The organism is Helicobacter mustelae (genome assembly GCF_900476215.1).
Classification (GTDB): Bacteria; Campylobacterota; Campylobacteria; order Campylobacterales; family Helicobacteraceae; genus Helicobacter_H; species Helicobacter_H mustelae.
The window spans coordinates 1,208,087-1,232,500 of record NZ_LS483446.1 but is presented as its reverse complement, the minus strand read 5'-3'; the positions used below and the strand labels follow the sequence as shown (position 1 = coordinate 1,232,500).

20 protein-coding genes are annotated in these 24,414 nt (G+C 42.2%); 8 read left to right on the top strand and 12 right to left on the bottom strand.

All coding sequences use genetic code 11. From position 1 onward, the window contains the following. Positions 1-2: 2 nt before the first annotated feature. The 10 genes from napA to DQN48_RS05790 form a co-directional block, all read right to left on the bottom strand. A complete protein-coding gene (napA, locus tag DQN48_RS05835; protein WP_173051825.1) occupies positions 3-2,780 on the bottom strand; it encodes a nitrate reductase catalytic subunit NapA in 2,778 nt (925 codons plus the stop codon). A gap of 42 nt (positions 2,781-2,822) precedes the next feature. Next, positions 2,823-3,467: an outer membrane beta-barrel protein gene (locus DQN48_RS05830; RefSeq protein WP_013023433.1), complete on the bottom strand. Its 645-nt coding sequence runs from the start codon at positions 3,465-3,467 to the stop codon at positions 2,823-2,825. A 74-nt stretch (positions 3,468-3,541) separates the two neighbouring features. Beyond that, complete coding sequence (locus DQN48_RS05825) at positions 3,542-4,522, bottom strand: iron-sulfur cluster assembly scaffold protein NifU (RefSeq protein WP_013023432.1); 981 nt, start codon at positions 4,520-4,522, stop codon at positions 3,542-3,544. Beyond that, a complete protein-coding gene (locus DQN48_RS05820; RefSeq protein ID WP_013023431.1) occupies positions 4,522-5,700 on the bottom strand; it encodes a NifS family cysteine desulfurase in 1,179 nt (392 codons plus the stop codon). Before DQN48_RS05820 ends, DQN48_RS05825 begins: the two co-directional genes overlap by 1 nt. Positions 5,701-5,828: 128 nt before the next feature. Beyond that, the gene (gene acpS, locus DQN48_RS05815) at positions 5,829-6,185 is read right to left on the bottom strand and encodes a holo-ACP synthase (protein ID WP_013023430.1); all 357 of its coding nucleotides are present in this window, start codon (positions 6,183-6,185) and stop codon (positions 5,829-5,831) included. Beyond that, complete coding sequence (fliL, locus tag DQN48_RS05810) at positions 6,182-6,688, bottom strand: flagellar basal body-associated protein FliL (RefSeq protein WP_013023429.1); 507 nt, start codon at positions 6,686-6,688, stop codon at positions 6,182-6,184. The genes acpS and fliL overlap by 4 nt, the downstream gene beginning before the upstream one ends. Continuing rightward, positions 6,681-7,334 (bottom strand): 16S rRNA (guanine(966)-N(2))-methyltransferase RsmD, encoded by a 654-nt coding sequence (gene rsmD / locus DQN48_RS05805; protein ID WP_013023428.1) that lies wholly within the window; start codon positions 7,332-7,334, stop codon positions 6,681-6,683. The genes fliL and rsmD overlap by 8 nt, the downstream gene beginning before the upstream one ends. Then, positions 7,309-7,707: a hypothetical protein gene (locus tag DQN48_RS05800; protein WP_013023427.1), complete on the bottom strand. Its 399-nt coding sequence runs from the start codon at positions 7,705-7,707 to the stop codon at positions 7,309-7,311. The genes rsmD and DQN48_RS05800 overlap by 26 nt, the downstream gene beginning before the upstream one ends. Beyond that, positions 7,704-8,339, bottom strand: coding sequence for a periplasmic protein (locus DQN48_RS05795; protein WP_013023426.1), 636 nt, complete (start codon positions 8,337-8,339; stop codon positions 7,704-7,706). Before DQN48_RS05795 ends, DQN48_RS05800 begins: the two co-directional genes overlap by 4 nt. Next, entirely contained in the window at positions 8,339-10,732 is a 2,394-nt protein-coding gene (locus DQN48_RS05790) for a molybdopterin-dependent oxidoreductase (RefSeq protein WP_013023425.1), read from the bottom strand. The genes DQN48_RS05795 and DQN48_RS05790 overlap by 1 nt, the downstream gene beginning before the upstream one ends. A 128-nt stretch (positions 10,733-10,860) precedes the next feature. On the opposite strand from DQN48_RS05790, the gene DQN48_RS07700 reads away from it, so the two are divergent. Continuing rightward, positions 10,861-11,019, top strand: a complete 159-nt coding sequence (locus tag DQN48_RS07700) for a hypothetical protein (RefSeq protein ID WP_231902615.1) — start codon at positions 10,861-10,863, stop codon at positions 11,017-11,019. A gap of 440 nt (positions 11,020-11,459) precedes the next feature. Here the strand turns inward: DQN48_RS07700 and DQN48_RS05780 are convergent, their stop codons facing one another. Both DQN48_RS05780 and DQN48_RS05775 read right to left on the bottom strand, forming a co-directional pair. Then, entirely contained in the window at positions 11,460-12,347 is an 888-nt protein-coding gene (locus tag DQN48_RS05780; RefSeq protein WP_013023422.1) for a transglutaminase-like domain-containing protein, read from the bottom strand. A 48-nt stretch (positions 12,348-12,395) separates the two neighbouring features. After that, complete coding sequence (locus DQN48_RS05775) at positions 12,396-13,856, bottom strand: catalase (RefSeq protein ID WP_049762203.1); 1,461 nt, start codon at positions 13,854-13,856, stop codon at positions 12,396-12,398. 738 nt (positions 13,857-14,594) lie between these two features. Here DQN48_RS05775 and secA point away from each other — a divergent pair. The 7 genes from secA to DQN48_RS05735 all read left to right on the top strand — a co-directional run bounded on the left by secA (position 14,595) and on the right by DQN48_RS05735 (position 23,955). Beyond that, positions 14,595-17,135, top strand: coding sequence for a preprotein translocase subunit SecA (gene secA / locus DQN48_RS05765; protein WP_041913177.1), 2,541 nt, complete (start codon positions 14,595-14,597; stop codon positions 17,133-17,135). After that, positions 17,128-18,345, top strand: a complete 1,218-nt coding sequence (locus DQN48_RS05760; RefSeq protein WP_013023419.1) for an ABC transporter permease — start codon at positions 17,128-17,130, stop codon at positions 18,343-18,345. Before secA ends, DQN48_RS05760 begins: the two co-directional genes overlap by 8 nt. A 470-nt stretch (positions 18,346-18,815) precedes the next feature. Then, positions 18,816-20,408, top strand: a complete 1,593-nt coding sequence (locus DQN48_RS05755; protein WP_013023418.1) for an ABC transporter substrate-binding protein — start codon at positions 18,816-18,818, stop codon at positions 20,406-20,408. A gap of 9 nt (positions 20,409-20,417) precedes the next feature. Then, positions 20,418-21,422, top strand: a complete 1,005-nt coding sequence (locus tag DQN48_RS05750) for an ABC transporter permease (protein WP_013023417.1) — start codon at positions 20,418-20,420, stop codon at positions 21,420-21,422. Continuing rightward, positions 21,422-22,279, top strand: coding sequence for an ABC transporter permease (locus DQN48_RS05745; protein WP_013023416.1), 858 nt, complete (start codon positions 21,422-21,424; stop codon positions 22,277-22,279). The genes DQN48_RS05750 and DQN48_RS05745 overlap by 1 nt, the downstream gene beginning before the upstream one ends. Before the next feature lie 9 nt (positions 22,280-22,288). Continuing rightward, positions 22,289-23,152 carry an ABC transporter ATP-binding protein gene (locus DQN48_RS05740; RefSeq protein WP_013023415.1) on the top strand — a complete coding sequence of 288 codons (864 nt, stop codon included), beginning with the start codon at positions 22,289-22,291 and terminating at the stop codon, positions 23,150-23,152. Then, a complete protein-coding gene (locus DQN48_RS05735; RefSeq protein WP_013023414.1) occupies positions 23,149-23,955 on the top strand; it encodes an ABC transporter ATP-binding protein in 807 nt (268 codons plus the stop codon). Before DQN48_RS05740 ends, DQN48_RS05735 begins: the two co-directional genes overlap by 4 nt. The last annotated feature ends 459 nt before the right edge of the window (positions 23,956-24,414 follow it).

Genomic DNA, 24,414 nt, shown 5'->3' with positions numbered 1-24,414 from the left:
GACTATGCCTTATAAACCCTTACTGCACACTTTTTAAAATCCGTTTGTTTAGAGATGGGGCAGGTAGCATCTAGACAAACTTTATTGATATAGACGTTTTCATCAAACCAAGGCACATAAACAAGTCCTTTGGGAGGGCGATTGCGTCCATTGACTTCCACCTTTGCTTTTACTTTTCCACGGCGAGATTCTATCCATACCGTATCCCCATGTTTGAGATTTTGCTCTTTAGCATCATCTTCACTCATATAGCACAATGCTTCAGGCACAGCTCGATAGAGTTCTGGTACGCGCATGGTCATTGTGCCGCTATGCCAGTGTTCTAGCACCCTACCTGTGCAAAGCCACATGGGATAGTTTTTATCAGGCATTTCGCAGGGATCCATATAGGGGCGGAAGAAAATTTTTGCACGATTGGTGATGGGTTTTTTCTCATTGCCCGGGGCTTTGAGATCTCCTTGAAGCAGGCTTGCTTCTTTGTTGCCATAAAATGCGAAATCCCTGCCATTGGCATATTTCCGCGCATAAGGATCATATTTGGCATTAAATCTCCATTGAGTCTCTTTGCCATCTACTACTGGCCACCGCAATCCACGAACCTTGTGGTAGACATCAAATTCTGCAAGATCATGCCCATGTCCTGTGCCAAAGATTCTATATTCTTCCCAAAGATATTTTTGAACAAAGAAATGATATCCGCCAAAGGGTTTCCCATCACTGCCCAATACCTTTCGATTATCACCAAATACTTCAGAATTGAGAGGTTTTTCTTTGAGCAGAGGTTCTTGTAAGCCAAATTTTTTAGCATTTTTATTGGCAAATAAGACATCAAAGAGGGTGTCGCTTTCTTTGTATCCCATTTTTTTGGCAGCATCTAAAACATTGGTGATTCCAAGATTAGCATCTTCTTTGCCCCAAGTTTCTTTGATGGTAAAGCGTTTTGCAAATTCTAAAATCTGCCAGGTATCACTCATTGCATTGCCTTGTGGAAGGACTTGCTGTTTCCAATGTTGGGTGCGGCGCTCTGCATTGCCATATGCCCCCCATTTTTCATAAATCATTGCACTTGGCAAAATGAGATCAGCAATTTTTGCCGTAATTCCTGGATAGCAATCGCTTACAACGATGAAATTATCCATTTCTCTAGCAGCCTTGATCCAGTGATTGGCATTTGCGGTATTTTGCCAGGGATTATTGACAGCTACCCAAAGCCATTTGATTTTCCCATCTTCTAATGCGCGCATCATGTCAAGATAAGGGAATCCTGGTTTGGCTGGGATGGTACCCTCAGGAACATTCCATATCTTTTCAGCGATTGCACGATGCTTGGGGTTATTGACTACCATATCTGCGGGTAGACGGTGAGAAAATGTTCCCACCTCTCTAGCCGTTCCGCAAGCACTTGGTTGCCCAGTAAGAGAAAATGCGCCGCTTCCTGGCTTTGCTTGCTTGCCAAGTAGCATATGCACCATATAACTTTGCTCATTCACCCAACTGCCTCTTTGGTGTTGATTAAATCCCATTGTCCAGAAGCTAACGATTTTTCTATCTTTTTCTATGTAATAATTTGCAAGTTGTTGGAGCTTGTTTTTAAAAGATTCTAGGCTCTCGTTACTATTGCCCTTGGCAAGTTGTGCTACGAAATCCAATGTGTATGGTTCTAAAGCTTTTTTGAATTCTTCAAAGCTGATTTGCCAATTTACACCTGCTTCCTTGCTCTTATCCATCTGTAGATTATCTCCAGCCCTCAATCCTAAATATTGGAGTGTTACCCCCTCAGCATCACTTAAGATTTTAGATTTTTGTTTCGCAGCAGTGTCTCTCTCGCTAGGGAGGTATTTTTTGTGATGGATGTCTTCGCGCAATCCATACCCGATGTTGACATATCCCGTGCTAAAAACACAATGCTCCTTAATAAAATTTTGATCAATGCTTTCTGGTTTGTTGTATACAATTTCTCTGGCAATAAAATTCCAAATTGCTAAATCTGTGCTGGGTCTGAAAATAATTTCTATATCTGCGATATCTGAAGTCCTATTTGTATAAGTTGAGAGATTGATAATCTTCACCCTTTCAGAATTGTTTAATTTTCTGTCTGTGACGCGACTCCACAAAATAGGGTGCATTTCTGCCATATTTGCTCCCCAGGTAACAACGGTATCTGTAAGCTCAATATCATCATAACATCCTGCTGGTTCATCAATGCCAAAGGTTTGCATAAAGCCAATGACTGCGCTTGCCATACAATGTCTGGCATTGGGGTCAATATTATTAGAGCGCAGACCTCCTTTCATAAATTTTAATGCGGCATAGCCCTCAGGGATCGTATATTGTCCACTTGCCATTAATGCTACACCATTGGGCCCCATGCTATTATAGGTTTTTTTGAATTGCTTTTCCATTTCATCAAATGCTCTTTTCCAGCTTACAGGGGTGAATTTTCCTTTTTTGTCATATTCTCCCTTGGCATTGACGCGCAGCAGGGGTTGTGTCAAGCGGTCTTCGCCATACATGATTTTTGCGCAAAAATAGCCTTTTATGCAATTGATGCCACGATTCACAGGGGCCTCAGGATCCCCCTTGATGGCAACAATTGATCCATCCTGGGTGGCTACCATAACCCCACATCCCGTCCCACAGAAACGACAAACTGCCTTATCCCACTTCCATTGTTTCTGAGCATTTTTGGCTTTTGCAGCCAAGGTATCTGGGATACTAAGTCCAACAGCAGAAGCTGCTGAAGCCACCGCAGCACTTTTTATAAAATCACGACGATTGATATTCATAAAAGCTCCTTTAAGTTATTTTACAGAGCAATTATACTACTTTTTGAAAGGCATTGCGAAGAGATAGGTATAAGTGACATTGATAGTGTAGGGACTATAAAAATAAAATCGATCTCCCTGAAGTGGTCCAGACTCAGCAATGAGATAACTTGCCTCTAGGCGGTGTTTTGTGCTAAATGCATAGCTAAATCCAAATTTCAATCCAAAGCTTAGTGAGAAGCTCTGAAAATCCTGTATGCGCACCATGCCAATATTTACTCCCAAAAGCAGCCCAAAGGTCTGGGCTTTGTTGGGGAAAATATCATAGAGGAGGTCATAGCCAATGGATAAGACATTGCTATTGAAAGCCTTTTGCTTTGTGAGATGATAGGTGTTATAAAATTCCAAAAGCACACGCGCACCAAAGTAATTAAAGGGGAATGGGGTGAATTTGGAGGTGAAATCTTGGTATCCAAAGAGGAGATGGAAACCATAGGAGCTGACATCGCGGAAGCGATGAAATGTTAGGGATTGCGTGGTGGCACTGGGCAGGCCAATTCCTCCGCCTAGGATAAATCCACTTTTTTCTCTGGCTTTGTTGTAGTCCTGCCCATAGGAAAATCCTATGGGAGTGTATACGCTTTGGTCTGCAGGGCATAATGCAAAAAGACAGCAGACACCAACAAAAAATCTTCGCAGCAAATAAGACCTTATTTGAGAAATAATGGTGTGATTGTAACAAAAATAACACCCCTTTGGGAGGTGTTATTTTGAGATTAAATGGGGAGAACGCGAATCTTTGGGTCGAGATTTTCTTGTAGAATGCCCTCAATGGCAAACAATGTGCCAGTGGAGGCACTCGCACAACCGCTGCAAGCACCCATATAGCGGATATAAATATCAAAATGCCCATCGCTGCTATCTTTGATATCCAGGATTTCTAGATCTCCACCATCCATGAGCAGCATAGGGCGAATCTGATCATTAATGGTCTTGTCTACGGTTTTGATTCTCTGCACCATGGTCATATCCGCAAAACTTAACTCACCATTTTGATTTTTTTGCACATTGTCTTTGAGTTTTTCTGCGTCCATTTCTGCACGTACATCTCGCAAAATATCTACGAGATAATACTCTCTTTCTTCATGTCCACCGGGTTTCACGCAGCTCTTGCAAAATCCTCCTGCCTTGGTGTATTGAGTGATCTCTTCTACGCTTTTTAGGTCATTGAGGCGAATGACTTCTTTGATTGTGGAGAGGCTCACGCGTGCGCACTCGCAGACAATGATCTCGCTTTCAAAATCTTGTGCATCCTTGCCCAAATAGATGCCAGCTGCCTTTTTGATGACATCATAAGCCATGACAGAGCAGTGCATCTTTTGCCCTGGGACTGCAGGGGTGTCAGGATCATCTCGTAATGCATGCTCTACATCCAGATTGGTAATTTTCACTGCATCTTGCACCTTTTTGCCAAGACAAAGCTCTACCATCATATCTGAGCTAGCAATCGCCGTCCCGCAACCAAAACTTTTGAATTTCGCATCAATGATGACATCATTTTGATCCACCAGCCAATACAATCGCACCGCATCCCCACAGGCCTCCGCACCATAATCTGCGACGATGAGCTTTGCGTTTTTGGCATCTGCATCTTGTTGTGTAAGGACGCCTAGATGTGTGGGGTTGTCCATCCTTTCGCTGACTTTTTTGGAATATGCATCCCAAAGTGCTCCACCAATGAGATTATTTTTTGCCATTACAAACTCCCTTCATACGAACTCGAAATATTGCGTAGTCTCTCGACAGCCTTTTGAAAAACAGAAATGGTGTAGTCAATTTCTTCTTGAGTGGTGAAGCGCGACAGAGAAATTCTCACTGCTGTGTGTGCCAGCTCTTTGTCCGCGCCAATAGCCACCATCACAGGATTGGCTTCCAAATCCTCGCTTGCACAAGCACTTCCTGTAGAACAGGCGATCCCTGCTTTGTTGAGATCCCAAAGCATGGCCTCTCCCTCGATTCCGCGCACACTGATGAGTGTGGTGTTTGGTACGCGATGGACTCTATCTCCTATTACCACCACATCAGGGATTTGCAAAAGCGCATCCTCTAGATAATTGCGAAGTTTCAAGATTGTGGAATTTTCAAAATCCAAATACGCATTTGCTAGACGCATCGCTTCTCCCATGCCGACGATATAGGGGACATTGAGTGTCCCGCTGCGCCTCCCTCTCATATGCTCTCCGCCATGGAGCAATGGAGCAAGCTCGCGTCCATTTTTGATATACAATGCCCCAATGCCCTTTGGCCCATGAAATTTATGCGCAGAAAAGGAGAGGAAATCCACCTTTGCCTTTTGCACGTCTACAGGAATCTTGCCAATGGCCTGTACAGCATCGGTGTGAAATAAAACTCCTCTTTCTTCACAAATGGCTCCAATTTCTTCAATGGGGAAAATCAATCCTGTTTCATTATTTGCCCACATCACGCTTACAAGTGCGGTTTCTTCAGTGATGGCTTCGCGCACCTGTTCTGGTGAAATATTCCCCTCTTTATTGATGTCTAGATAGGTGACCCTCACTCCAAGGGATTCCAAAAATCTGCAAGTAGCACTTATGGCAGGATGTTCGACGCTTGTGGTGATGATGTGGTTTTTTTTTCCTGTGGCAATTTGATCAAAATAAACACCCTTAAGTACCCAGTTATTGGACTCTGTGGCACAAGAAGTGATAATGATGTCATCTTCTTCGCGTGCGCAAATTCCATCATAGAGTTTATTGAAAGCATCGTGAAGTGCAGGATGGATTTCGGTGCCAAATTTATGTAGGGAATTGGGATTGCCATAATGTTCACAAAAAAATGGCTCCATCAATTCTTTGACGCTAGGATCTAGCATCGTTGTGGCGTTATTATCCAAGTAGATTCTCTTTTTTTGCATAGCCAATCTCCCAAAGTAAATAATGATTTTTTATACAGAGTTTGTTTTTATGGATTTTTTATTTTCCGTCGGGGAAGTTTGGACATTATAGTCAAAAATTGCAATGCTTTAGTAAAAATTTCAGAAAATCAGTAGTAGGCGATGACCACAGCGATGCTGAAATCGTGGTCATGAGTGATGCTCAATGCAAAATGAGAGAAGGGGAAAAAATCCTTCTTTTTTTTACAAAGGTTGATGAGGGGGGCATTTTTTTGGGTTTTGGTGATTTCTATGTCCAAAAATCCCAATTCCTTGCCAATCCCAGTACCAATGGCTTTTGCAAAAGCTTCCTTCGCGGCCCAAAAACCCGCGATGCTTTGCATGCTGCTAGCAATTTTCTGCTCTTTGGAGCTTAGGAAGCGATTGAGAAATCTCTGCCCATGTCTTTGGTAGGCTTGCTTGATGCGACAAATAGCGATTGTATCAATCCCAACTCCTAGGTTCATTGCACCACAAATTCTGTGAAAAAGATATTTTTCATATATCCATCAACTAAAATTTGATTCACGCGCTGGAGGATTTCATCCTTGATTCTTTCTTTGCCCTTTGTTGTGACGATCTCCTCGATGGACTTAGAGGATAACACATCAATAATGATGTCTTGCAGGATTGAGGTTTTTTGTTCTACTTCCTGCTGTAATTTGGGATTGCTGAGTTCAAAGGTGATGGAGGTTTTGAGGTAGCGTCTACCAGATTGTGTGACGAGATTGACGATGAAGGGCTTTGGCATAGAGTAGAGCGGGCCGATGCTAAGGAGACTGGTATCCTTTGTTCCGGGAGCCTGAGTTTTGCTTGCTGCTGGGACTTCCTGCTTGGCTTCTTGTTTCTCTCCACCCATGAGCAGCATCACCACCAAGGCAATGACAATGATGAGAAAAACAACAACCCCAAGGATTACAAAAAGCAGAGCCTTGCTTTTCCCCTTTTCTTGTTTTGCTTCTTCAGCCATGATCTTTCCTTTCCAAATTACTATAGTAGCTTAAGGCGCTTTTGCCAAATTTTTTTGTTTTTATTATACAGAAATCTTTGAGGGTTTGGGGCATTTTGTAGGTGCTAAGATGCTCAAATATTACGAGTTTCTCTCTGCTTTGGTCGAGATTTTTGAGAATATCAAAACATTTTTCATAGATTTCTGCGCAATTTTCTCGGATGGGAAAGGGTGGGTCAAAAAACAAAATTAAAGGGTTTGAGGTATTTTGTTTGAGAAATTGGGGCAGGAGAAAAAAGCTATCTCCCAGGTTGCATTCCACAGAGATTTCTTTTTTCATCTTTTGTGCTTTTTGCTGGATTTGTTCAATATTTTTTCTAAGGATGGCAAAGGCTTCTGGGTCTTTTTCAAAAAATATCACAGATTTTGCTCCACGACTCAAGGCTTCGATGCCAATGGATCCTGTGCCTGCAAAAATCTCTACAAAGCTAAAGGAAAGGATATCATTTTGCAATGTGTTGAATAGGGATTCTTTGAGGATGGATTTAGAAGAGCGCGTGGTGTGGGAATGTGGCATCAAGAGACTGTGCCCCTTGAACATCCCTCCAATTACCTTAATGGTGCTCTTTTTGGCATTTTGCTCATTTTTTTTCAGTGGTTTTTTCATTTTGAGGATTTGTGTTTAGGGTTTGGTAGATTTTTTTGGAAAATTCCTGCAGAATGGAGTTAATTTTTGTTTGCAATTGCGGGTCTTTGATGTTGAGTAACTCTGCGGGGATGATGGCATTGGCATCGATGGTGGTCTTTTTGATTTCTGAGTGATAGAATTCCTGCAAATTGCGAAACAGACTCACGGGGGTGAAGGGCTTTTTGATGTGGGTGTTGCTATCATTTTGGATGAAGCAGATGGGTTTTTGGATATTGAGCGAAATATCAGAAATGATGAATTCTGCCTCTTGATAGGGGCAGAGATATTCTTGCAGATAATATTCTAGCGCGCTTTGCAAAAGCGTGGATTCACACATGATGCAAATCTTCATTGCCCAGCTCCTGGGATTTTGCTTGCATTAGCTCCAGGATTTCCTCCAGTCGCTTCACTTGCGCTCACCCCTGTATTTTCCTCTGTCGCTGTGTCTGATTCATCTGTGGCATAGCCATCATTGGCATGGGATTTGAGATATTCTAAAATCTTCTTTGCCTCATTGTCTGTGGGCATAGAAAAAAGCCGCATGGTAGAGAAGATGCTTTCCCATTCTAGCGCGCTGTATTCTTTTGGCGAGTGGGTGGAATGACATGTAGAGCAGGTGTTTTCATAGAGCATCCTTCCATCTTGCCAGATTTTAGATTGATCTTGGGAAACCTTGTCTTTGGGGATCGCTACCTCTAGCGTGGTTCCATTATTTTCTTTGTCAAACAAAATCGCAGGCAGCTCTTTGCCATTGGTGGCATAGAGTGTTTTTTCATCATCTTTTTTTTGGAATCCTTGGATTTTTAAAACAACCCATTGATCATCTTCCTTGATTTTCTCTCCAGAAATTCCCCGCGCGATGACCCCGATTTTTTGATAGTTTTTGGGAGAATAAATTGGTACGTCATCATCGGTGATATATAGAGTTTCTGCTGAAGCAAAAAGACAGCTACAAACAAAGGTATAAAAAATTTTTCTCATCATTACACTCCTAGGATGCTTGGGGGCAGAGTGGATTTGCAGGGTTTTATCACTTCATTTTCTATTTTTCTGATATTTACCAGCGCGGTATTTGCCGATGTGGCTTGGGCCATCTGGCTGGTGGGTCGCGATGAGGTGAGAATATTGACAAGTCCAGAATTGCAGCGAGGATTTTCCTCTTTTGGATCCTCTGGATCATACCAGGCTCCCACTTGGATAGCAATGACCCCCTCGCGTATGAAATCACTCACAAATGCCCCCACCAAAATCCTGCCCCTATCATTATAGACTTCTACGATTTCTCCATGCTTGACCCCAAGTCTTTGGGCATCATTGGTATTAATCATCATGGGTTCTCTGCCCTGGATCTTGTAAAAATTGGCAATCCACGTATTCTCAAGTTGGGAATGCAGGCGATAGCGAGGATGAGGAGAGAGGAGGTGGAAGGGATATTTTTTGGCAGTCTTCCCACCCAGCCATTCTGCGGGTTCAAACCACATCACATGTCCCTTGAAATCTGGCAATTTGTAAGAGGCAAAAACCTCTGAAAAAATCTGGATTTTGCCGCTTTTTGTCGCGAGTTTGTTGTGTACTGGGTCTTTGCGGAAATCTGCGTGACGAACAAAACCATAGGCTTTTTTGGGAATCTCAAACTCTACAAAGCCCTCCTTCCAAAATTGATCAAAATCCTTAAAAGAGGGTCCATCGCTTTTTTTGTAAAATTCCTGGATCCAATCTATGGAGCTTTTGTTTTCTGTGTATTTTCTCTCCATTGTTTCTCCACCGATCTTGTTGGCAAGCATGGCAAAGATGTCAAAATCATTTTTGGATTCATAGAGGGGCTCTATGACTTTGCGCATCGCATAGATGACATTTTTGGAATGAAATCCCCCAAAAGTGATGTCATCGCGCTCTAGTGATGTGGTGGAGGGCAATACAATATCTGCCATCTTGGCATCGGGTGTCCACCAAGGTTTATGGATGATGATAGTATCTAGCGTGCGAAGGGCTTGGATGAGCTCATTGGTGTTTGGCTCATATTCTAGGAGAGGTGTCCCACACAGATAGAGCATGTCGATTTTTGGATAGGTGATTTTTTTGCCTCTATAGGGGATTTCTTTGCCTGGATTTAGGATGGCATCTGCAAGTCTGGATGTTGGGATGCTCTGCTTAATGGTGCTACTTCCCTGCGAGATTCCCGGAGGGATGCGATAGCCAGAGCTTGCCTGTCCTCCGCCTGCATAATGCATGCAAAATCCCACCCCACCTCCTGGCAGGCCAATTTGTCCAATCATGCTAGCTAGGGTAATGAGTGCCCAATCCACCTGCTCTCCATGTTGGGCTCTTTGCATCGCCCAGTTTCCTGCAAAGAAGGTACGATTTGTTGTAAAAAGCTCTGCTAATTCTTTGATTTTTCTAGCAGGGATTCCAGTGATTTTCTCCGCCCACTTGGCATTTTTTGGGGTTTTGTCTGTTTTGCCAAGCAGATAGGGGAGAAACTTCTCAAATCCATCGGTGTATTTGGAGATGAAGCGCTTGTCATATTTCTTGCTCCCAAAGAGATAATGCATCATCCCAAGCATCAAGGCCACATCGGTGTTGGGGCGGATTTTGATCCATTCAGCATCAAACATTTGCGCAGTCTCTGTATAGATGGGATCAATGCAGATGAATTTCATCCCCGATCTTTTGTATCTGGTGTAGTAGACATCATTGAGGTGATTGGGCACCACAAAATCTGTGCGATTGGATTTGAAAAGATCTGCACCCCACATGACATAGACCTTGCAGTTGGCAATCATCTCCTCATGTGTAGTCTGGAGGGAGTAAACCTCCATGTCTCCAATGATTGCGGGATTGACGCTCACTGCTGCACCATTCCTATAGCCTCCGCTTGCCTGCACCACCCCCCCTAACACAGTGTTGAAAAATCTGCCTGCGATAATGCTTGCATTATGAAGTCTCCCTGCCTGCTCCAATCCCTTATCGCCTCCATGATAAATCTTTTCTTTTGGAATCTCTTGGAGTTTTTTAGCAACGAGATCGAGTGCCATATCCCAGCTCACCCTTACAAATTCCTCGCGCCCGCGTAGCTCCTTGTGATTTTCTTTCTTTTCAAGATAGCTTTTTCTCACACAGGGGTATCTCACACGGCTCTTAGAATAGGCCCGGTCAATGAGGCCCTTGGTCATCACAGAGGGGTTGAAATCATTTTTTTGGGATTCAATCTCTTTAAGAACGCCATCTTGCACATGTCCATAAAAGGGCCCAAAACGCGTGGCATGGGGGATTTTTTCATTTTTTGTGAAGATTCCCACAGCTTGGAGGGGTTGGGTTTGAAGGAGTGTCATCCCGCCCATCGCAGCTTTGAGTGCATCTCTCCTGGATACCGCCATGATTTCTCCTTGTTTGTTATAATGGGTCAATTATAGCAATAAAAAGTTTTACAAAATGCCCAAGGATGAAGATGCGTTGCAGGTTTTGCCCCAAACTTAAAAAATATGATATTTTTTGGATTCTTTTCATGTGTGCAGCGATTTGGGGGGTGAACAAATACCAAAATTACAAAGTCCATCAAGCAAAGCAAAAAGATGTGGAGAGGTTGCATGAATTGCAAAAGCGCTGCATGTTTGGGGATGAGGATGCCTGCAAGCAAAAACATCAAAAATCTCCTGCAGGCTAGATGCATAACGCTCCAATGGCTTGGATGTCATTGCATGGGAAAGTGTTTGGTTATGAGTTTTTTGTGGTGTGCGAGTTGCCTGTCTTGGATCTAAAAATTTTGCTTTGAGTGTGGTTTGCTTGTTTGAGTATGCGGGGCTAGGGATTGAAAATTTGATAAAAAATGCTTTTAAAAATTATTTTAGGGCGCTTGGGTTTGTTGGATTTACTGGGGATTGGGTGAATGTCCCATAAGGAAATTAGAGATTTGAAATATGGAAAAAATTTCTCTAGGATGGAAAAATTCTTTAGGAATCTTGATGTATTTGAGGGATTTTTGAAAGAGAATCTAACTTTTTGTTTTTGAGCAATGAAGCCATTGAGAGTTTGAAAGAAGCAAAAATTCTAGAAAATAGGCCTGCTTAGATGCCTATTTTCTAGACAAAAATTCACTTTTATGGATTATGCGATTTGTTGGAGTCTGATGCTTTCTTGAAATTCTTTGTAATATTTCAGGTTGTTTCCATCAATGCTGCCTAATGTTTGGTGGATGCTTGAAGTATAAATATCCCCGATAAAGTCGTCTCTAAGATGGTTTAAGGCAATAAAGTCATAGGAGTTTTCCTGGCTTACATCCATGCGCTGCCAATAGTGATTGATGAGAATCTCTGCTTTGTTATTGGATATGAGGTGATTTTGCGTGATATCAAAGCCAAAAACTTCTCGGGCTGGGATGTTGCAAGCACGACAGAGGGCTACCAAAATCGAGTTGGCACTGATGCTTTCTCCAGAGAGGATGAATGTATTTTTTTTATCAGAGATGGTTTTGATTGCATCAGAGAAGCTTCTTTGCTCTGGCAGGATATTTTTTGCAATATAATCTTTGAAGAAGGCCACTTTTTGCTCTGTGCTCTTGTTTTTCACGAGGCTTGCTATCTCTGCGATTTTTCCATCGGTTCTCACATATCTTGTTTGTTTGAGATATTGAGAGTTTTCTCCTCTATCTAGCTTGGCTTGGTAGGGTTCTAGCTCGAGGACAAAGGATAAAGAGAGATCTTTTTTTTCTGCAGTTTGTTCAAACTGGGCAAAGAGCAGGGGAGAGTCTTGGATTTTTAGAATGTTGTGGGATGTGAAATTTCCCTGAAGCTTGAAATTACTGATTTTTTGAAATGCGCTGGGCATTGGCAATGGAGTATAAAATTTCAGATCTTTGGCGGATCGAAAATCTGCACTATATGCTATGTCAATGATAAATTTTTTGCTTTTTTGCTCTCTTGCAAAAAGTCCCGTGCTCGTTGCTAGGACACCTGTTGCCAGAGCGCTTGTTTTTAAGAATTCTCGTCTTTCCATACTTCTTTTCCTTTTGTGATAGGCATCCCTTAGGGGGTGCCCATGAAATTACATTACTAGTTCTTCTACGCGTTTACCATAAGCAGGATCTGCTTTTTTGAAATGTTCGATCTGGCGTTTTTTGATATCAGCTGGTACTCCTTCCATCGCATCTTTGATGTTTTGGCAGAGTCTCTCGCGCTCTTCTGGCTTAAGGAGTCTGTAGAGATTTCCTGGCTGAGTATAATAATCGCTATCGTCTGCCCTGAAATCATAGTCATAGATGTCTGTTTCTTTTTCGATGGATGCAGGATTGAACTTAGGCACTCTAACGCTGTGGTCTTCTTGATATCCTGGGATAGAGCTTGGGTTGTAGTTCATATAGCTTCCATAATTCCCATTTTGCATAAATCCATCTCTGTGGGTATTGTGTACAGGCACTTTTGGAGCATTCACAGGAAGTTGTCCATGGTTGATGCCAAGGCGGTATCTTGCAGTATCACCATAGGCAAAGAGTCTTCCTTGGAGCATTTTATCTGGGCTGTATCCGATGCCCGGCACGACACTTGCGGGGTCAAAAGCTGCTTGTTCTACCTCAGCAAAATAGTTTTCAGGATTTCTGTTGAGCTCTACGATTCCTACTTCGATAAGTGGATAATCTTTATGGCTCCATACTTTTGTGAGATCGAAGGGGTGGAAGCGGTAGGTTTTTGCATCTTTTATAGGCATGATTTGGACGCACATTCTCCATTTTGGGAAATCCCCGCGCTCAATGGCATTAAACAAGTCTCTTTGATGAGATTCTCTATCCATACCAATGATTTTTTCTGCTTCTGCATTGGTGAGATTTTGGATTCCCTGCATGGATTTTAGGTGGAATTTCACAAAGCACACTTCATTTTTTGCGTTGATGAAGGTAAAGGTGTGGCTGCCATATCCGTGCATGTGGCGGTAGTTTTTGGGAATCCCACGATCGCTCATGAGGATGGTTACTTGGTGCAAAGACTCTGGGCACTGGCTCCAAAAATCCCATGCAGCTGTCATATCTCTGAGATTGGTTTTTGGGTTGCGCTTTTGTGTATGGATGAAATCAGGGAATTTCAAAGGATCTCTGATGAAAAAGATAGGGGTGTTGTTTCCTACCAAATCCCAGTTTCCTTCCTCTGTGTAGTATTTCATCGCAAATCCCCTAGGATCGCGCTCTGCATCTGCTGCACCCCTCTCGCCAGCAACTGTTGAAAAGCGGAAGAAGCAGGGAGTTTTTTTGCCGACTTTGCTAAAAATCTTTGCCTTGGTATATTTGGTAATGTCGTTTGTCACCGTGAAGGTGCCATATGCACCGCTACCCTTGGCATGAACTACTCTCTCTGGGATTCTTTCCCTATCAAAGTGTGCGAGTTTTTCTAAAAACCATGTGTTTTCCAAGAGCATTGGGCCTCGTGGACCGACGGTTATGGAATCTTGATTGTTTCCTACATGAACACCAGCATCGTTGGTTAAAATAAAATTTCTTTTGGTTTCTTTTTTCATGTTTAATCCCTTTCTTTTAGATTTACGACTCCATTGTAATCAAATGTGGATAGCAAATAGTAAATGATAAAAATTATCTTTAAAAGTTTATCTTTGAATATGGTCTTGCAAAACAGAGAGTGAAAGTCTCTTTAAACACCATAAGTATGCATCTTTAGCATATTTTTATAGAGGAGAAAAAGAGGGAGAGAAAAATGGAAAAAAAGAAGTGTCAAAAGTATGAAATTAGTCATTAAGTCCCCAGGATTTTTGCAAAAAATCACCATTCTTAAATCGCATGATTTGATTTCCTTGATGGATTTTTGACGTGGTTTTTGACACAGGGGGAATCATGATTTCTTTAAGATTTATATTTGCATTTGGCAATCGGGTACGCGAGATTTTGGGAGATTATGAAAAAGAAAGGGGGCTAGAAACTCGTTTAATCCTTATCTACCCCCCCCCTTTTTTTTCAATCGATTCTATCCTTCTGCCTTTTTCAAAGTCTTCAACAATCTCAAGCGTGCCTCTATTTCCCTGCATTAAGAATTGGCTTGGATTTTTCTGATGCCAGGGGGCAAAAAAATGCTAAGAGAGCGGCTTTGATTGCAGCCAGTGGATTTCTCTCTGGGTTTTTTTATTTCCATTGTTTTTTTGGGATTTTTTGCATAAAATCCTGCATTTTTTTCTAACTGTGATAGAATCTACAAGTTTTTTTTCTCTATAGCAAGTGATTTGGAATTCGTTTAGGAGTAGGATATGTTGAGATTGTTGGGGAAGGTGATGGGGACAAGAAATGCCCGCATGATTAAGAAATATCAAAGAAAAGTAAAAGAAATTTCTGCGTTAGAGCCAAGCTTGGAAGCTTTGAGTGATGAGGATTTGAGGGGGAGATTTGATGGACTAAAGACACGCGTAAGAGAGGGCGAGTCTTTGGATGCTGTATTGGTGGAGAGTTTTGCAATCACCCGTGAAGCCAGCAAAAGAGTGCTTGGAATGCGGCATTTTGATGTGCAGCTTATTGGGGGGATGGTGCTGCATGAGGGCAAGATCGCAGAGATGAAAACAGGCGAGGGAAAAACACTGGTTGCCACGCTTCCTGTGGTATTGAATGCATTGACAGGAAAGGGGATCCATGTCATCACGGTGAATGATTATTTGGCAAATCGTGATGCAGGAATCATGGGACCGTTGTATAATTTTTTGGGCTTTGAAGTGGGCGTAATCACCGGGGATGTCAAAGAAGATTCCCATCGCCTTGAGGCTTATTCCAAAGACATTGTTTATGGCACAAATAATGAGTTTGGTTTTGATTATTTGCGGGATAACATGAAATATAATCTAGAGCAAAAGGTCCAGAAAAATCATTATTTTGCCATCGTTGATGAGGTGGATTCCATCCTCATTGATGAGGCGCGTACCCCCTTAATCATCTCTGGGCCCGTGAATCGTCAAATGGAAAATTATCAGCGCGCTGATGAGGTGGCAAAGAAACTAGAAAATCATAAGGATTTTCAAATCGATGAAAAAAGCCGCGTGATTTTGCTTACAGAAGAGGGGATAAAGCATGCAGAGAAGCTCTTTGGTGTGGATAATCTCTATAGCCTAGAAAATGCTACATTTTCCCATCATCTCGATCAGGCGCTCAAGGCCAATTATCTTTTTTTGCGAGACAAAGACTATGTTGTTGCAGAGGGGGAAGTAGTAATTGTTGATGAATTTACGGGGCGTTTGAGTGAGGGTAGGAGATTTTCTGAAGGCTTGCATCAAGCATTGGAAGCAAAAGAGCAGGTAAAGATCAAAGAAGAGAGCCAGACGCTTGCAGATATTACCTTCCAAAATTATTTCCGACTCTATGAGAAGCTTGCGGGGATGACGGGAACAGCACAAACAGAGGCTACAGAGTTTTTGCAAATCTATCATCTTGAGGTGGTGAGCATCCCTACCAATGTCCCCATACAGCGAAAGGATCTTGATGATTTGATCTACAAGAGTGAAAAAGAGAAATTTGATGCAGTGATTGCCAAGGTAGAGGAATTGCATGCCAAGGGGCAGCCCGTGCTTGTGGGTACAGCCAGCATTGAGAAAAGTGAAGTTTTGCATGCATTATTACAAAAAAAGAGAATCCCTCATACCGTGCTAAATGCTAAACAACACGCTAGAGAGGCAGAGATTATCAAGGATGCAGGACTCAAGGGTGCTGTAACCATTGCTACAAATATGGCAGGGCGTGGTGTGGATATCAAGATTAATGAAGAGGTTAGGGCAATGGGGGGGCTTTATATCATTGGGACAGAGCGTCATGAAAGCAGAAGAATTGATAATCAATTGCGCGGCAGAAGCGGGCGACAGGGCGATCCAGGGACAAGTCAGTTTTATTTGAGTTTGGAGGATTCCCTGCTAAGGATTTTTGGCAGTGATAAGATTAAGGGGATTATGGAAAAGCTTGGCCTCAAAGATGGGGAACATATCCAATCCAGCCTCGTCACGCATTCTGTAGAAAAGGCACAAAAAAAGGTGGAGGGCCTGCATTTTGAATCTCGTAAGCATTTATTGGAATATGATGATGTGGCCAATGAGCAGCGCAAGACTGTCTACAAATTCCGCAATGAGCTGTTAGATCCTGATTACAATATCACCCAGCGCATCCAAGAAAATCGAGTGCAGGTATTGCAATCTCTGATCGCTCGCCTGGGCTTTATCTCTGGAGATAGGGCAAATTTTGATATTGAAGCACTGGTAAAAACCATCCAAGAAAATTTTGGCATAGAACTAGAAGAGCAAATCTTTCAAGGCCAAGAATATGATGCACTGCTAGAAATATTAATCCAAAAAATGTCACAGAATTATGAAGAAAAAATGAATGTTCTATCTGCTGAGCAGCGCAATGAGATTGAGCGCATCATCTATCTGCAGGTCTTAGATAGTTCTTGGCGCGAGCATCTCTATACGATGGATAATCTTAAAACCGGCATTGGCTTGCGGGGATACAATCAAAAAGATCCTTTGGTGGAATATAAAAAAGAAAGCTATAACTTGTTTTTGGAGCTCATTGAGGCCATCAAATCTGAGGCCATCAAAACCCTGCATGTAATCCAATTCCGTCAAGAAGAAGTCCACACTAAGGCACAGGGAATTTTAGAAGAGCTTGCAGATACGCAGAGTTTCCAAAATAATACAGAATTGGGTGCTCCCAAAATTGCCCGAAATGAAGCCTGTCCTTGTGGAAGCGGCAAGAAATACAAGCATTGCCATGGTAAAAGCGGCCCCAAAAAAGGACTGCTTGCAAAAAATGTCTAAAAACCTCACTGGATTTCTCATCTTCAAATATTTGCGCTTTGATCGCACACAACCCTTTATTAGCATCACTGCCATCCTAGCATTTTTGGGTGTGGGCATAGGGGTGATGGTTTTGCTTGTGGCAATGGCCATTATGAATGGCATGAGCAAGGAATTTGAAAAAAAACTCTTTGTGATGAATTATCCCTTGAGTTTGTTTGCTACTTCTAGCAAGGGCATTGATGAGAGTGTGTTGATTGCCCTAGAAAAACGCTTCCCCCATCTTCTCTTTAGTCCTTACTTGCAAATGCAGGTCGTTGCAAGGAAAAATTACGAAATGTCTGCAGGTGTGATTTTTGGGGTAGATATGCAGAGAGAGGCTAGGATTAATGAAATCTTTGCCAAGGCCTATGATGCAAAAAACCTGCAGGGAAATTTTCCCATCATTGTCGGGAAGGGACTCTATGAGAAGTTTCTATTGCGTCAGGGCGATAAATTGACTTTATTTTTTACTAAGCTTGAGCCCACGGGATTGGTTTTTTCTCCCGTGATGAAGCGCTTTGATGTCTCTGGGGTTTTTGAGTCTGGATTGCGTGCTTATGATGTGGGCTATCTTTATACTAGCTTAAATACCCTTGCAAAAATTCGCAATATTCCGCCCAATCATTATGATGGGATTCACATCTATTCTACCCATCCCATGCAGGATCTAGAATCCGTGCGCCAAGCCCTCAAAGAGATTCCTCACTTTGGTATTGGGGTGGAGGGTTGGTGGCAGCAAAATGGGAATTTTTTTGCGGCTATGGCATTGGAAAAGCGCTCGTTATTTATTGTATTGATGCTTATCGTGCTCATGGCTTCTTTGAATATTATTAGCTCGCTTTTGATGGTCATTATGAATCGTAGGAAGGAAATTGCGCTGCTATTAAGCATGGGGGCGAGCAAAAAGGAAATACAAAAGGTATTTTTTTGGCTAGGGAATACCATAGGCTTTGGCGGGATTTTTTTGGGCATAGTGCTGGCTTTTGTGGCGATGTATCTGCTAGCGACCTTTCCTATCATTTCGTTGCCTGCAGATGTGTATGGGATGACAAAGCTTCCGCTAGATTTATCATGGATGGATTTTTTGGGCACATTGGTGGGGTCTGTATTCATCGTATGCCTCTCTTCTTATTATCCCGCATTGCGTGCGAGTAAGATTGATGCATTACAGGTTTTGCGCAATGAATAAAACAAAGCAGCGCGAAGAATTGCGGCTTTTTTGGTTGATGTGGGCTATCTGGCCATGGGCTTTGGAAATTGATACCAGAAAGCAGGTTTTTTTCTATTTTTTAAATAAACACAAGTAACTCTGCAAATGCTGGGATGTTAGATTTTTCTCGCCTAGTAAATACCCTCTTTTTCGCGCTTTTCTCTAGGACTGTAGGATTTCAAACTACCCCAAAGTTTCCCCTCCAAATTTCTCCTAACTCTCCCCTAATTTTGCAAAGATCTCTGGCAATTTTTGAGCAAAATTTTTGGAAATGAGACTCAATGATTTGTGTGTTATAAGCAAAAAGAGACACCAGGCAAACAAGTGCAATAAATATGAAATAACGTTACGTATTTATGAAAAATGTTTGATTTTCGTAAGTACGAAATCAAAAAAACTTTTAGATTTTGCTAGGATGTTTTTGAAGTGGAACATAAGGAAGGACAATCATGATAAAAAGATGCTTTTATTTGCTTTTTGTTTTTGGTATTGCTTTTGCAAAACAGCCTGCAGCAGAAAGTCGTTATGGGGGTGTTTTGGTCTTTGCAAGAGGCTCAGATGGTTCTAGCATGGATCCTGCTTTGGTTACTGATGGCGAGAGTTATGTAGCAACTGGCAATATTTATGATACGCTTGTGCAATTCAAATACGGCACAACAGAAATTGAGCCAGGTTTGGCCACCAGTTGGGATATTTCCAAAGATGGTCTTGTGTATACCTTTCATCTACGCAAGGGAGTGTATTTCCACCAAACGAAGTATTGGGACAAAAAGGTGGAGCTTAGTGCCAAGGATGTGATATTTTCTTTTGAGCGTCAGATGAATCGCGCCAAACGCTACTATAGCCCGGGTTCTAAAAGCTATAAGTATTGGGAAGGCATGGGAATGTCTCATATCATCAAGAGCATGGAAGCTTTGGATGACCATACGATCCGCATTACACTTAGCGAGCCAGAATCCCCTTTCTTGGCTAGTTTAGGTATGGATTTTTTGAGCATCCTTAGCAAGGATTATGCAGATCACTTAGCGCAAATCAATAAAAAAGATGAACTAGCCAAAAGGCCTATTGGGACGGGACCTTTTAAGTTTTTTCTATGGAATAAAGATGAAAAAATCATTTTGGTGAAAAACCAAGATTATTGGGGGCCTAAGGCTTATTTGGATAAGGTGGTGATTCGCACCATTCCCAATGCCTCTACTCGTGCTTTGGCATTGCGCACCGGCGAAGTCATGCTGATGACTGGTCCCAATCTCAATGAAGTAGCCCAACTAGAAAAACTTCCCAATATTGTGGTGGATAAAAGTCCTGGTTTGATTGCACATTGGCTTTCGCTAAATACGCAAAAAAAGTATTTTAATAATCATTTAGTGCGCTTGGCTATCAATCATGCCATCAATGTGGATGATTACAATAAGGTGATTTATGAAGGCTATGCCCAAAAGATGGTCAATCCTTTCCCGCCCACCATATGGGGTTATAACTATGACATTCATCCCTATGAATACGATTTGAAAAAGGCCAAGGAGTTGCTAAAACAGGCAGGCTATCCCAATGGCTTTAAAACCACTGTTTTTACCACTTCCAACCGAAATCCAAAGGGTGCGGTATTTTTGCAGGCAAGCCTGGCAAAAATCGGCATTGATGTGAAGATTGAAGTATATGAATGGGGGGCTTATTTGAAAAGAGTAGGCATGGGGGAGCATGAAATGGCATTTTCAGGCTGGATGGCAGATATTGCTGACCCTGATAATTTCTTGTATGTTTTGTGGAGCAAGCAAGCAGCTTCAGCCCTGCCCACCCAAAACCATTCTTTTTATGAGAGCGATGCGTTTTCCAATCTCCTTTTAAAGGCCAAGCGCATTTCTAACCAAAAAGAACGAGAGGTTCTCTATAAAAAGGCTCAAGAAATTATTCACAAAGACATTCCCTATGTTCCCTTAGCCTATCCCTATTCCGTGGTGCCACATCTCTCCAAAGTAAAGGGCTATAAGACCACGGGGGTGAGTGTGAATCGGTTTTTTCAGGTATATTTAGAAAAGTAAGGGGGTCCTATGTTAAGTTTTATAATTAAACGCATTTTGTGGGCGATTCCCACGCTATTTGGCGTAAGTATTATTGTGTTTATGATGGTGCATTTAGTGCCAGGGGATCCTGCATTGGTGATTTTGGGTGAGAAGGCCAATCAAGCAGCCATTGATGCACTAAGAGAGCAATTTGGCTTGAATAAGCCTTTGATAGAGCAGTATTTTTTGTTTGTTAGTCATATATTGCATGGGAATTTTGGCACTTCTATTATGACAGGTGAGCCTGTGTTGCAGGAATTTTTACAGCGTTTTCCCGCTACGGTGGAATTGGCTTTGATTGCTCTATTTATGGCTCTTGTTCTAGGGGTAAGCACAGGTGTTTTAGCAGCGGTGAAACGCTATAGTGCTTTTGATTACGCAAGCATGACCTTTGCACTGGCTGGCATTTCTATGCCGGTGTTTTGGCTGGGATTAATGCTGATTTATTTCTTTAGCGTGCAGCTGGGCTGGTTGCCTGTATTTGGGCGCTTGAGCGATGTATATTTTTTGGATGGTCCTACGGGGTTTTATTTGATAGATAGTTTGATTGCAAGAGATTATGCAGCCTTTGTGGATGCCATTAGGCATCTCATCCTTCCTAGTATTGTTTTAGCAACGGTTTCTACGGCTGTGATTGCAAGAATGACTCGTGCGAGCATGACAGAGGTTTCTAGAGAGGATTATGTGCGTACCGCTAAGGCCAAGGGGTGTGGCCCCTTTCGAGTGATTTTTATTCACACTTTGCGTAATGCATTAATTCCTGTGACCACTATAGCGGGTCTCATGCTAGCGGGGTTACTGGGCGGAAGCATGATAACTGAAACCGTCTTTTCATGGCCTGGAATTGGTAAATGGATCGTCAATGCTCTCAATCAGCGTGATTTTCCTATTATCCAGTCTATGTCTTTAATTATTGCGATGATGTATATCGGAGCGAATTTATTGGTAGATATTTTATATGCCTTTATTAATCCCAGAATAAGGTTGTCGTAATGGAATCCTTTAAAGAATTTATTCAACAATTTAAAAAAAACAAAGCAGCCGTAGTTGGGGCATGGGTTGTTCTTTTTTTGATTATTTGCGCGGTTTTTGCTCCTCTTTTGAGCCCTCATGACCCTTATGTACAAAATGCTCAGGAGCGTCTTTTAAAGCCTGTGTGGGAGCAAGGGGGGACAGTCAAACATCTTTTAGGCACAGATGATTTGGGGCGTGATGTTTTGAGCCGCTTGGTTCATGGGGCTAGAATCTCCTTGACCATAGGAATTGTTTCTATGGGCATTGCGGTGTTTTTTGGAGTGATATTAGGGCTTTTGGCGGGGTATTTTGGAGGGAAGATTGATGCGATTATTATGCGCATTATGGATATTATGTTTGCTCTGCCCTCGATTTTGTTGATTGTGATTGTGGTAGCAGTTCTAGGACCATCGCTCACCAATGCCATGTTGGCCATTGGTTTTGTGGGGATCCCGGGATTTGCAAGATTGGTGCGCAGCTCTGTTTTAAGCGAAAAAGAAAAAGAATATGTCATTGCCTCTAAAATCAATGGTTCATCGCATTTTCGCTTAATGTGCAAGGTTATTTTTCCCAACTGCACCGTGCCCCTCATTGTGCAAACCACAATGGGCTTTGCATCCACGGTTTTGGAAGCAGCAGCCCTCAGCTTCCTAGGGCTTGGAGCCCAACCTCCTAAGCCTGAATGGGGCGCGATGCTTATCAATTCCATGCAATACATTGCCACAGACCCTTGGATGCTTGTTTTTCCTGGCGTGATGATTTTTTTAACGGTGATGAGTTTTAATTTGGTGGGCGATGGCATTATGGACGCGCTCGATCCCAAACGTACGGCTTAGGGGGTTATGATGGTATTAGAAGTCAAAGATTTAAAAACTTATTTTTTTACGGATAGGGGCGTGAATAAAGCAGTTGATGGCGTGAGTTTTGGTTTGAAGAAATCTCAAACGCTCTGTATCGTAGGAGAGAGTGGGAGTGGGAAGAGCATCACTTCGCTTTCTATTTTAGGATTGATTGAGAGGCCTGGCAAAATCGTAGGGGGAAGCATTCATTTTTTGGGGCAGGATTTATTGCAACTTAAAGAAAAACAGATGCAAAAAGAAATCAGGGGCAAAAAGATAGGCATGATTTTTCAAGAGCCTATGACAAGTCTCAATCCCTCTTATACCGTCGGGTTTCAAATCAATGAAGTTTTAAAAATCCATCATCCTAATCTCAATAAGAAAGAACGCTTAGAGAGGGTGGTCTATGAATTAGAGCGTGTGGGAATGCCCCATGCAGGGGATAAATACCATGAATATCCCTTCAATCTTAGTGGAGGGCAACGCCAAAGGGTAATGATTGCTATGGCGATGGTGTGTGAGCCTGAAATTTTAATTGCTGATGAGCCTACCACCGCACTTGATGTAACCATACAAGCGCAAATCTTAGAATTGATGAAACAATTGCAAGAAAAAAAGGGGACTTCGATTTTGTTTATCACCCATGATTTGGGTGTGGTGGCTCAAATCGCGCATGAAGTGGTGGTGATGTATAAGGGGCATGTGGTGGAGCAAGCCAGTGCCAAAGAGCTTTTTGCTGATCCAAGACACCCCTATACAAAGGCTCTTTTAAGCGCCATCCCCAAGCCGGGCAAAGAATATCGTAAAAAACGCTTAGAAACCGTAGATGAAAATGTAGATTATTTGAGTTTTAAAAAGGAGTTGCGATGAAACTCTTAGAAATCAAAGACTTGAAGAAATCCTATGTAATAGATCGGGGGCTATTTAAGTCAAAAAGAGTGATTCATGCACTCAATGGAATTAGTTTTGAGGTGGAGCAAAATGAAGTCTTAAGCATTGTGGGAGAGAGTGGCTGCGGGAAAAGTACTACGGCTAAAATCCTAGCTGGAATACAGCGCCAAGATAGTGGGGCGATTTATTTTAACGGTAAGCGTCATTTGCATTTTAGCAAGCAAGATTGGTTTGATTATCGCAAAAAAGTGCAGATGATTTTTCAAGACCCTTATTCTAGCTTAAACCCACGATGGAAAGTGGGCGAGATTATTGCTGAACCCTTGCTCTTAAACTTTAAGCTTTCCAAAGCCAAAATCAAAGAAAAAGTGCTAGAGATGATGCAAAAAGTGGGGTTAAAGCTAGAATGGACTGATCGCTACCCCCATCAATTTTCAGGCGGTCAAAGGCAACGCATAGGCATTGCTAGGGCGCTAATCTTGCATCCCAGTGTGGTGATTTGTGATGAGCCAGTATCTGCACTTGATGTGTCTATCCAAGCGCAAGTTTTGAATTTATTGTTAGATTTACAAAAAGAAATGGGGCTAACTTATATTTTTATTAGTCATGATTTGGGCGTAGTGGAGCATATTAGCGATAGGATCATCGTGATGAATCAAGGGCAAATTGTAGAAACAGGAGATGTGGATAGTGTGATAGGCTCTCCAAAGCACCCCTACACGCAGAAATTGCTGGATGCGGTGCCGCATTTGGAAAGGTCTATGCAGAGATTTGTTAATTAAGCCAAAAAACTTTGATTTTTTTGTGGGGCATAGAAATTCCATGGCTTCTAAAGAGAGGCGGTGTTTTTTGGCTATTGGCGCAGCATTGGCTTTGATACAGCAATAGTTGGTGCTAGATCCGCTAACAAAAGTGACTGCATTTTGGCGCGATAGCGGCTTTGGAAATACTAGCAAAACAATATTAGGGCGAAAAGGCCTCCTTTTTGTGCTTTTTTGCTCTTGTTTCTAGCTCCAGGATCTCCCCCAACTCTCTCCCAATCCCCCTAAGATTTCAGACTTTCAAATCCCTAATCTCCCTCAACTCTCTTATTCTCCCAAATTTCTCCAACTCCCCCTAAATCTCCCAATTCTCTTAAATTCCCCCATTCCTCTTCCCAATTTTGTAAAGATTTCTGGCCATTGAGCAAGATTTTTGCAAATGAGGCGAGATGATTTGTGCCCTGCAAACAAAAGGTGTAT

What these genes read in the sequence shown, in the direction of transcription:
- DQN48_RS05740 (WP_013023415.1), top strand. Translation starts at nt 22,289, where the DNA reads ATGGTATTAGAAGTCAAAGATTTAAAAACTTATTTTTTTACGGATAGG.
- DQN48_RS05790 (WP_013023425.1), bottom strand. Translation starts at nt 10,732, where the DNA reads ATGGCGGTATCCAGGAGAGATGCACTCAAAGCTGCGATGGGCGGGATG.
- DQN48_RS05795 (WP_013023426.1), bottom strand. Translation starts at nt 8,339, where the DNA reads ATGATGAGAAAAATTTTTTATACCTTTGTTTGTAGCTGTCTTTTTGCT.
- DQN48_RS05825 (WP_013023432.1), bottom strand. Translation starts at nt 4,522, where the DNA reads ATGGCAAAAAATAATCTCATTGGTGGAGCACTTTGGGATGCATATTCC.
- DQN48_RS05780 (WP_013023422.1), bottom strand. Translation starts at nt 12,347, where the DNA reads ATGGAAAGACGAGAATTCTTAAAAACAAGCGCTCTGGCAACAGGTGTC.
- DQN48_RS05745 (WP_013023416.1), top strand. Translation starts at nt 21,422, where the DNA reads ATGGAATCCTTTAAAGAATTTATTCAACAATTTAAAAAAAACAAAGCA.
- secA (WP_041913177.1), top strand. Translation starts at nt 14,595, where the DNA reads ATGTTGAGATTGTTGGGGAAGGTGATGGGGACAAGAAATGCCCGCATG.
- DQN48_RS05820 (WP_013023431.1), bottom strand. Translation starts at nt 5,700, where the DNA reads ATGCAAAAAAAGAGAATCTACTTGGATAATAACGCCACAACGATGCTA.
- rsmD (WP_013023428.1), bottom strand. Translation starts at nt 7,334, where the DNA reads ATGAAAAAACCACTGAAAAAAAATGAGCAAAATGCCAAAAAGAGCACC.
- DQN48_RS05760 (WP_013023419.1), top strand. Translation starts at nt 17,128, where the DNA reads ATGTCTAAAAACCTCACTGGATTTCTCATCTTCAAATATTTGCGCTTT.
- DQN48_RS05800 (WP_013023427.1), bottom strand. Translation starts at nt 7,707, where the DNA reads ATGAAGATTTGCATCATGTGTGAATCCACGCTTTTGCAAAGCGCGCTA.
- DQN48_RS05750 (WP_013023417.1), top strand. Translation starts at nt 20,418, where the DNA reads ATGTTAAGTTTTATAATTAAACGCATTTTGTGGGCGATTCCCACGCTA.
- acpS (WP_013023430.1), bottom strand. Translation starts at nt 6,185, where the DNA reads ATGAACCTAGGAGTTGGGATTGATACAATCGCTATTTGTCGCATCAAG.
- DQN48_RS07700 (WP_231902615.1), top strand. Translation starts at nt 10,861, where the DNA reads ATGTGTGCAGCGATTTGGGGGGTGAACAAATACCAAAATTACAAAGTC.
- DQN48_RS05755 (WP_013023418.1), top strand. Translation starts at nt 18,816, where the DNA reads ATGATAAAAAGATGCTTTTATTTGCTTTTTGTTTTTGGTATTGCTTTT.
- fliL (WP_013023429.1), bottom strand. Translation starts at nt 6,688, where the DNA reads ATGGCTGAAGAAGCAAAACAAGAAAAGGGGAAAAGCAAGGCTCTGCTT.
- DQN48_RS05735 (WP_013023414.1), top strand. Translation starts at nt 23,149, where the DNA reads ATGAAACTCTTAGAAATCAAAGACTTGAAGAAATCCTATGTAATAGAT.
- DQN48_RS05775 (WP_049762203.1), bottom strand. Translation starts at nt 13,856, where the DNA reads ATGAAAAAAGAAACCAAAAGAAATTTTATTTTAACCAACGATGCTGGT.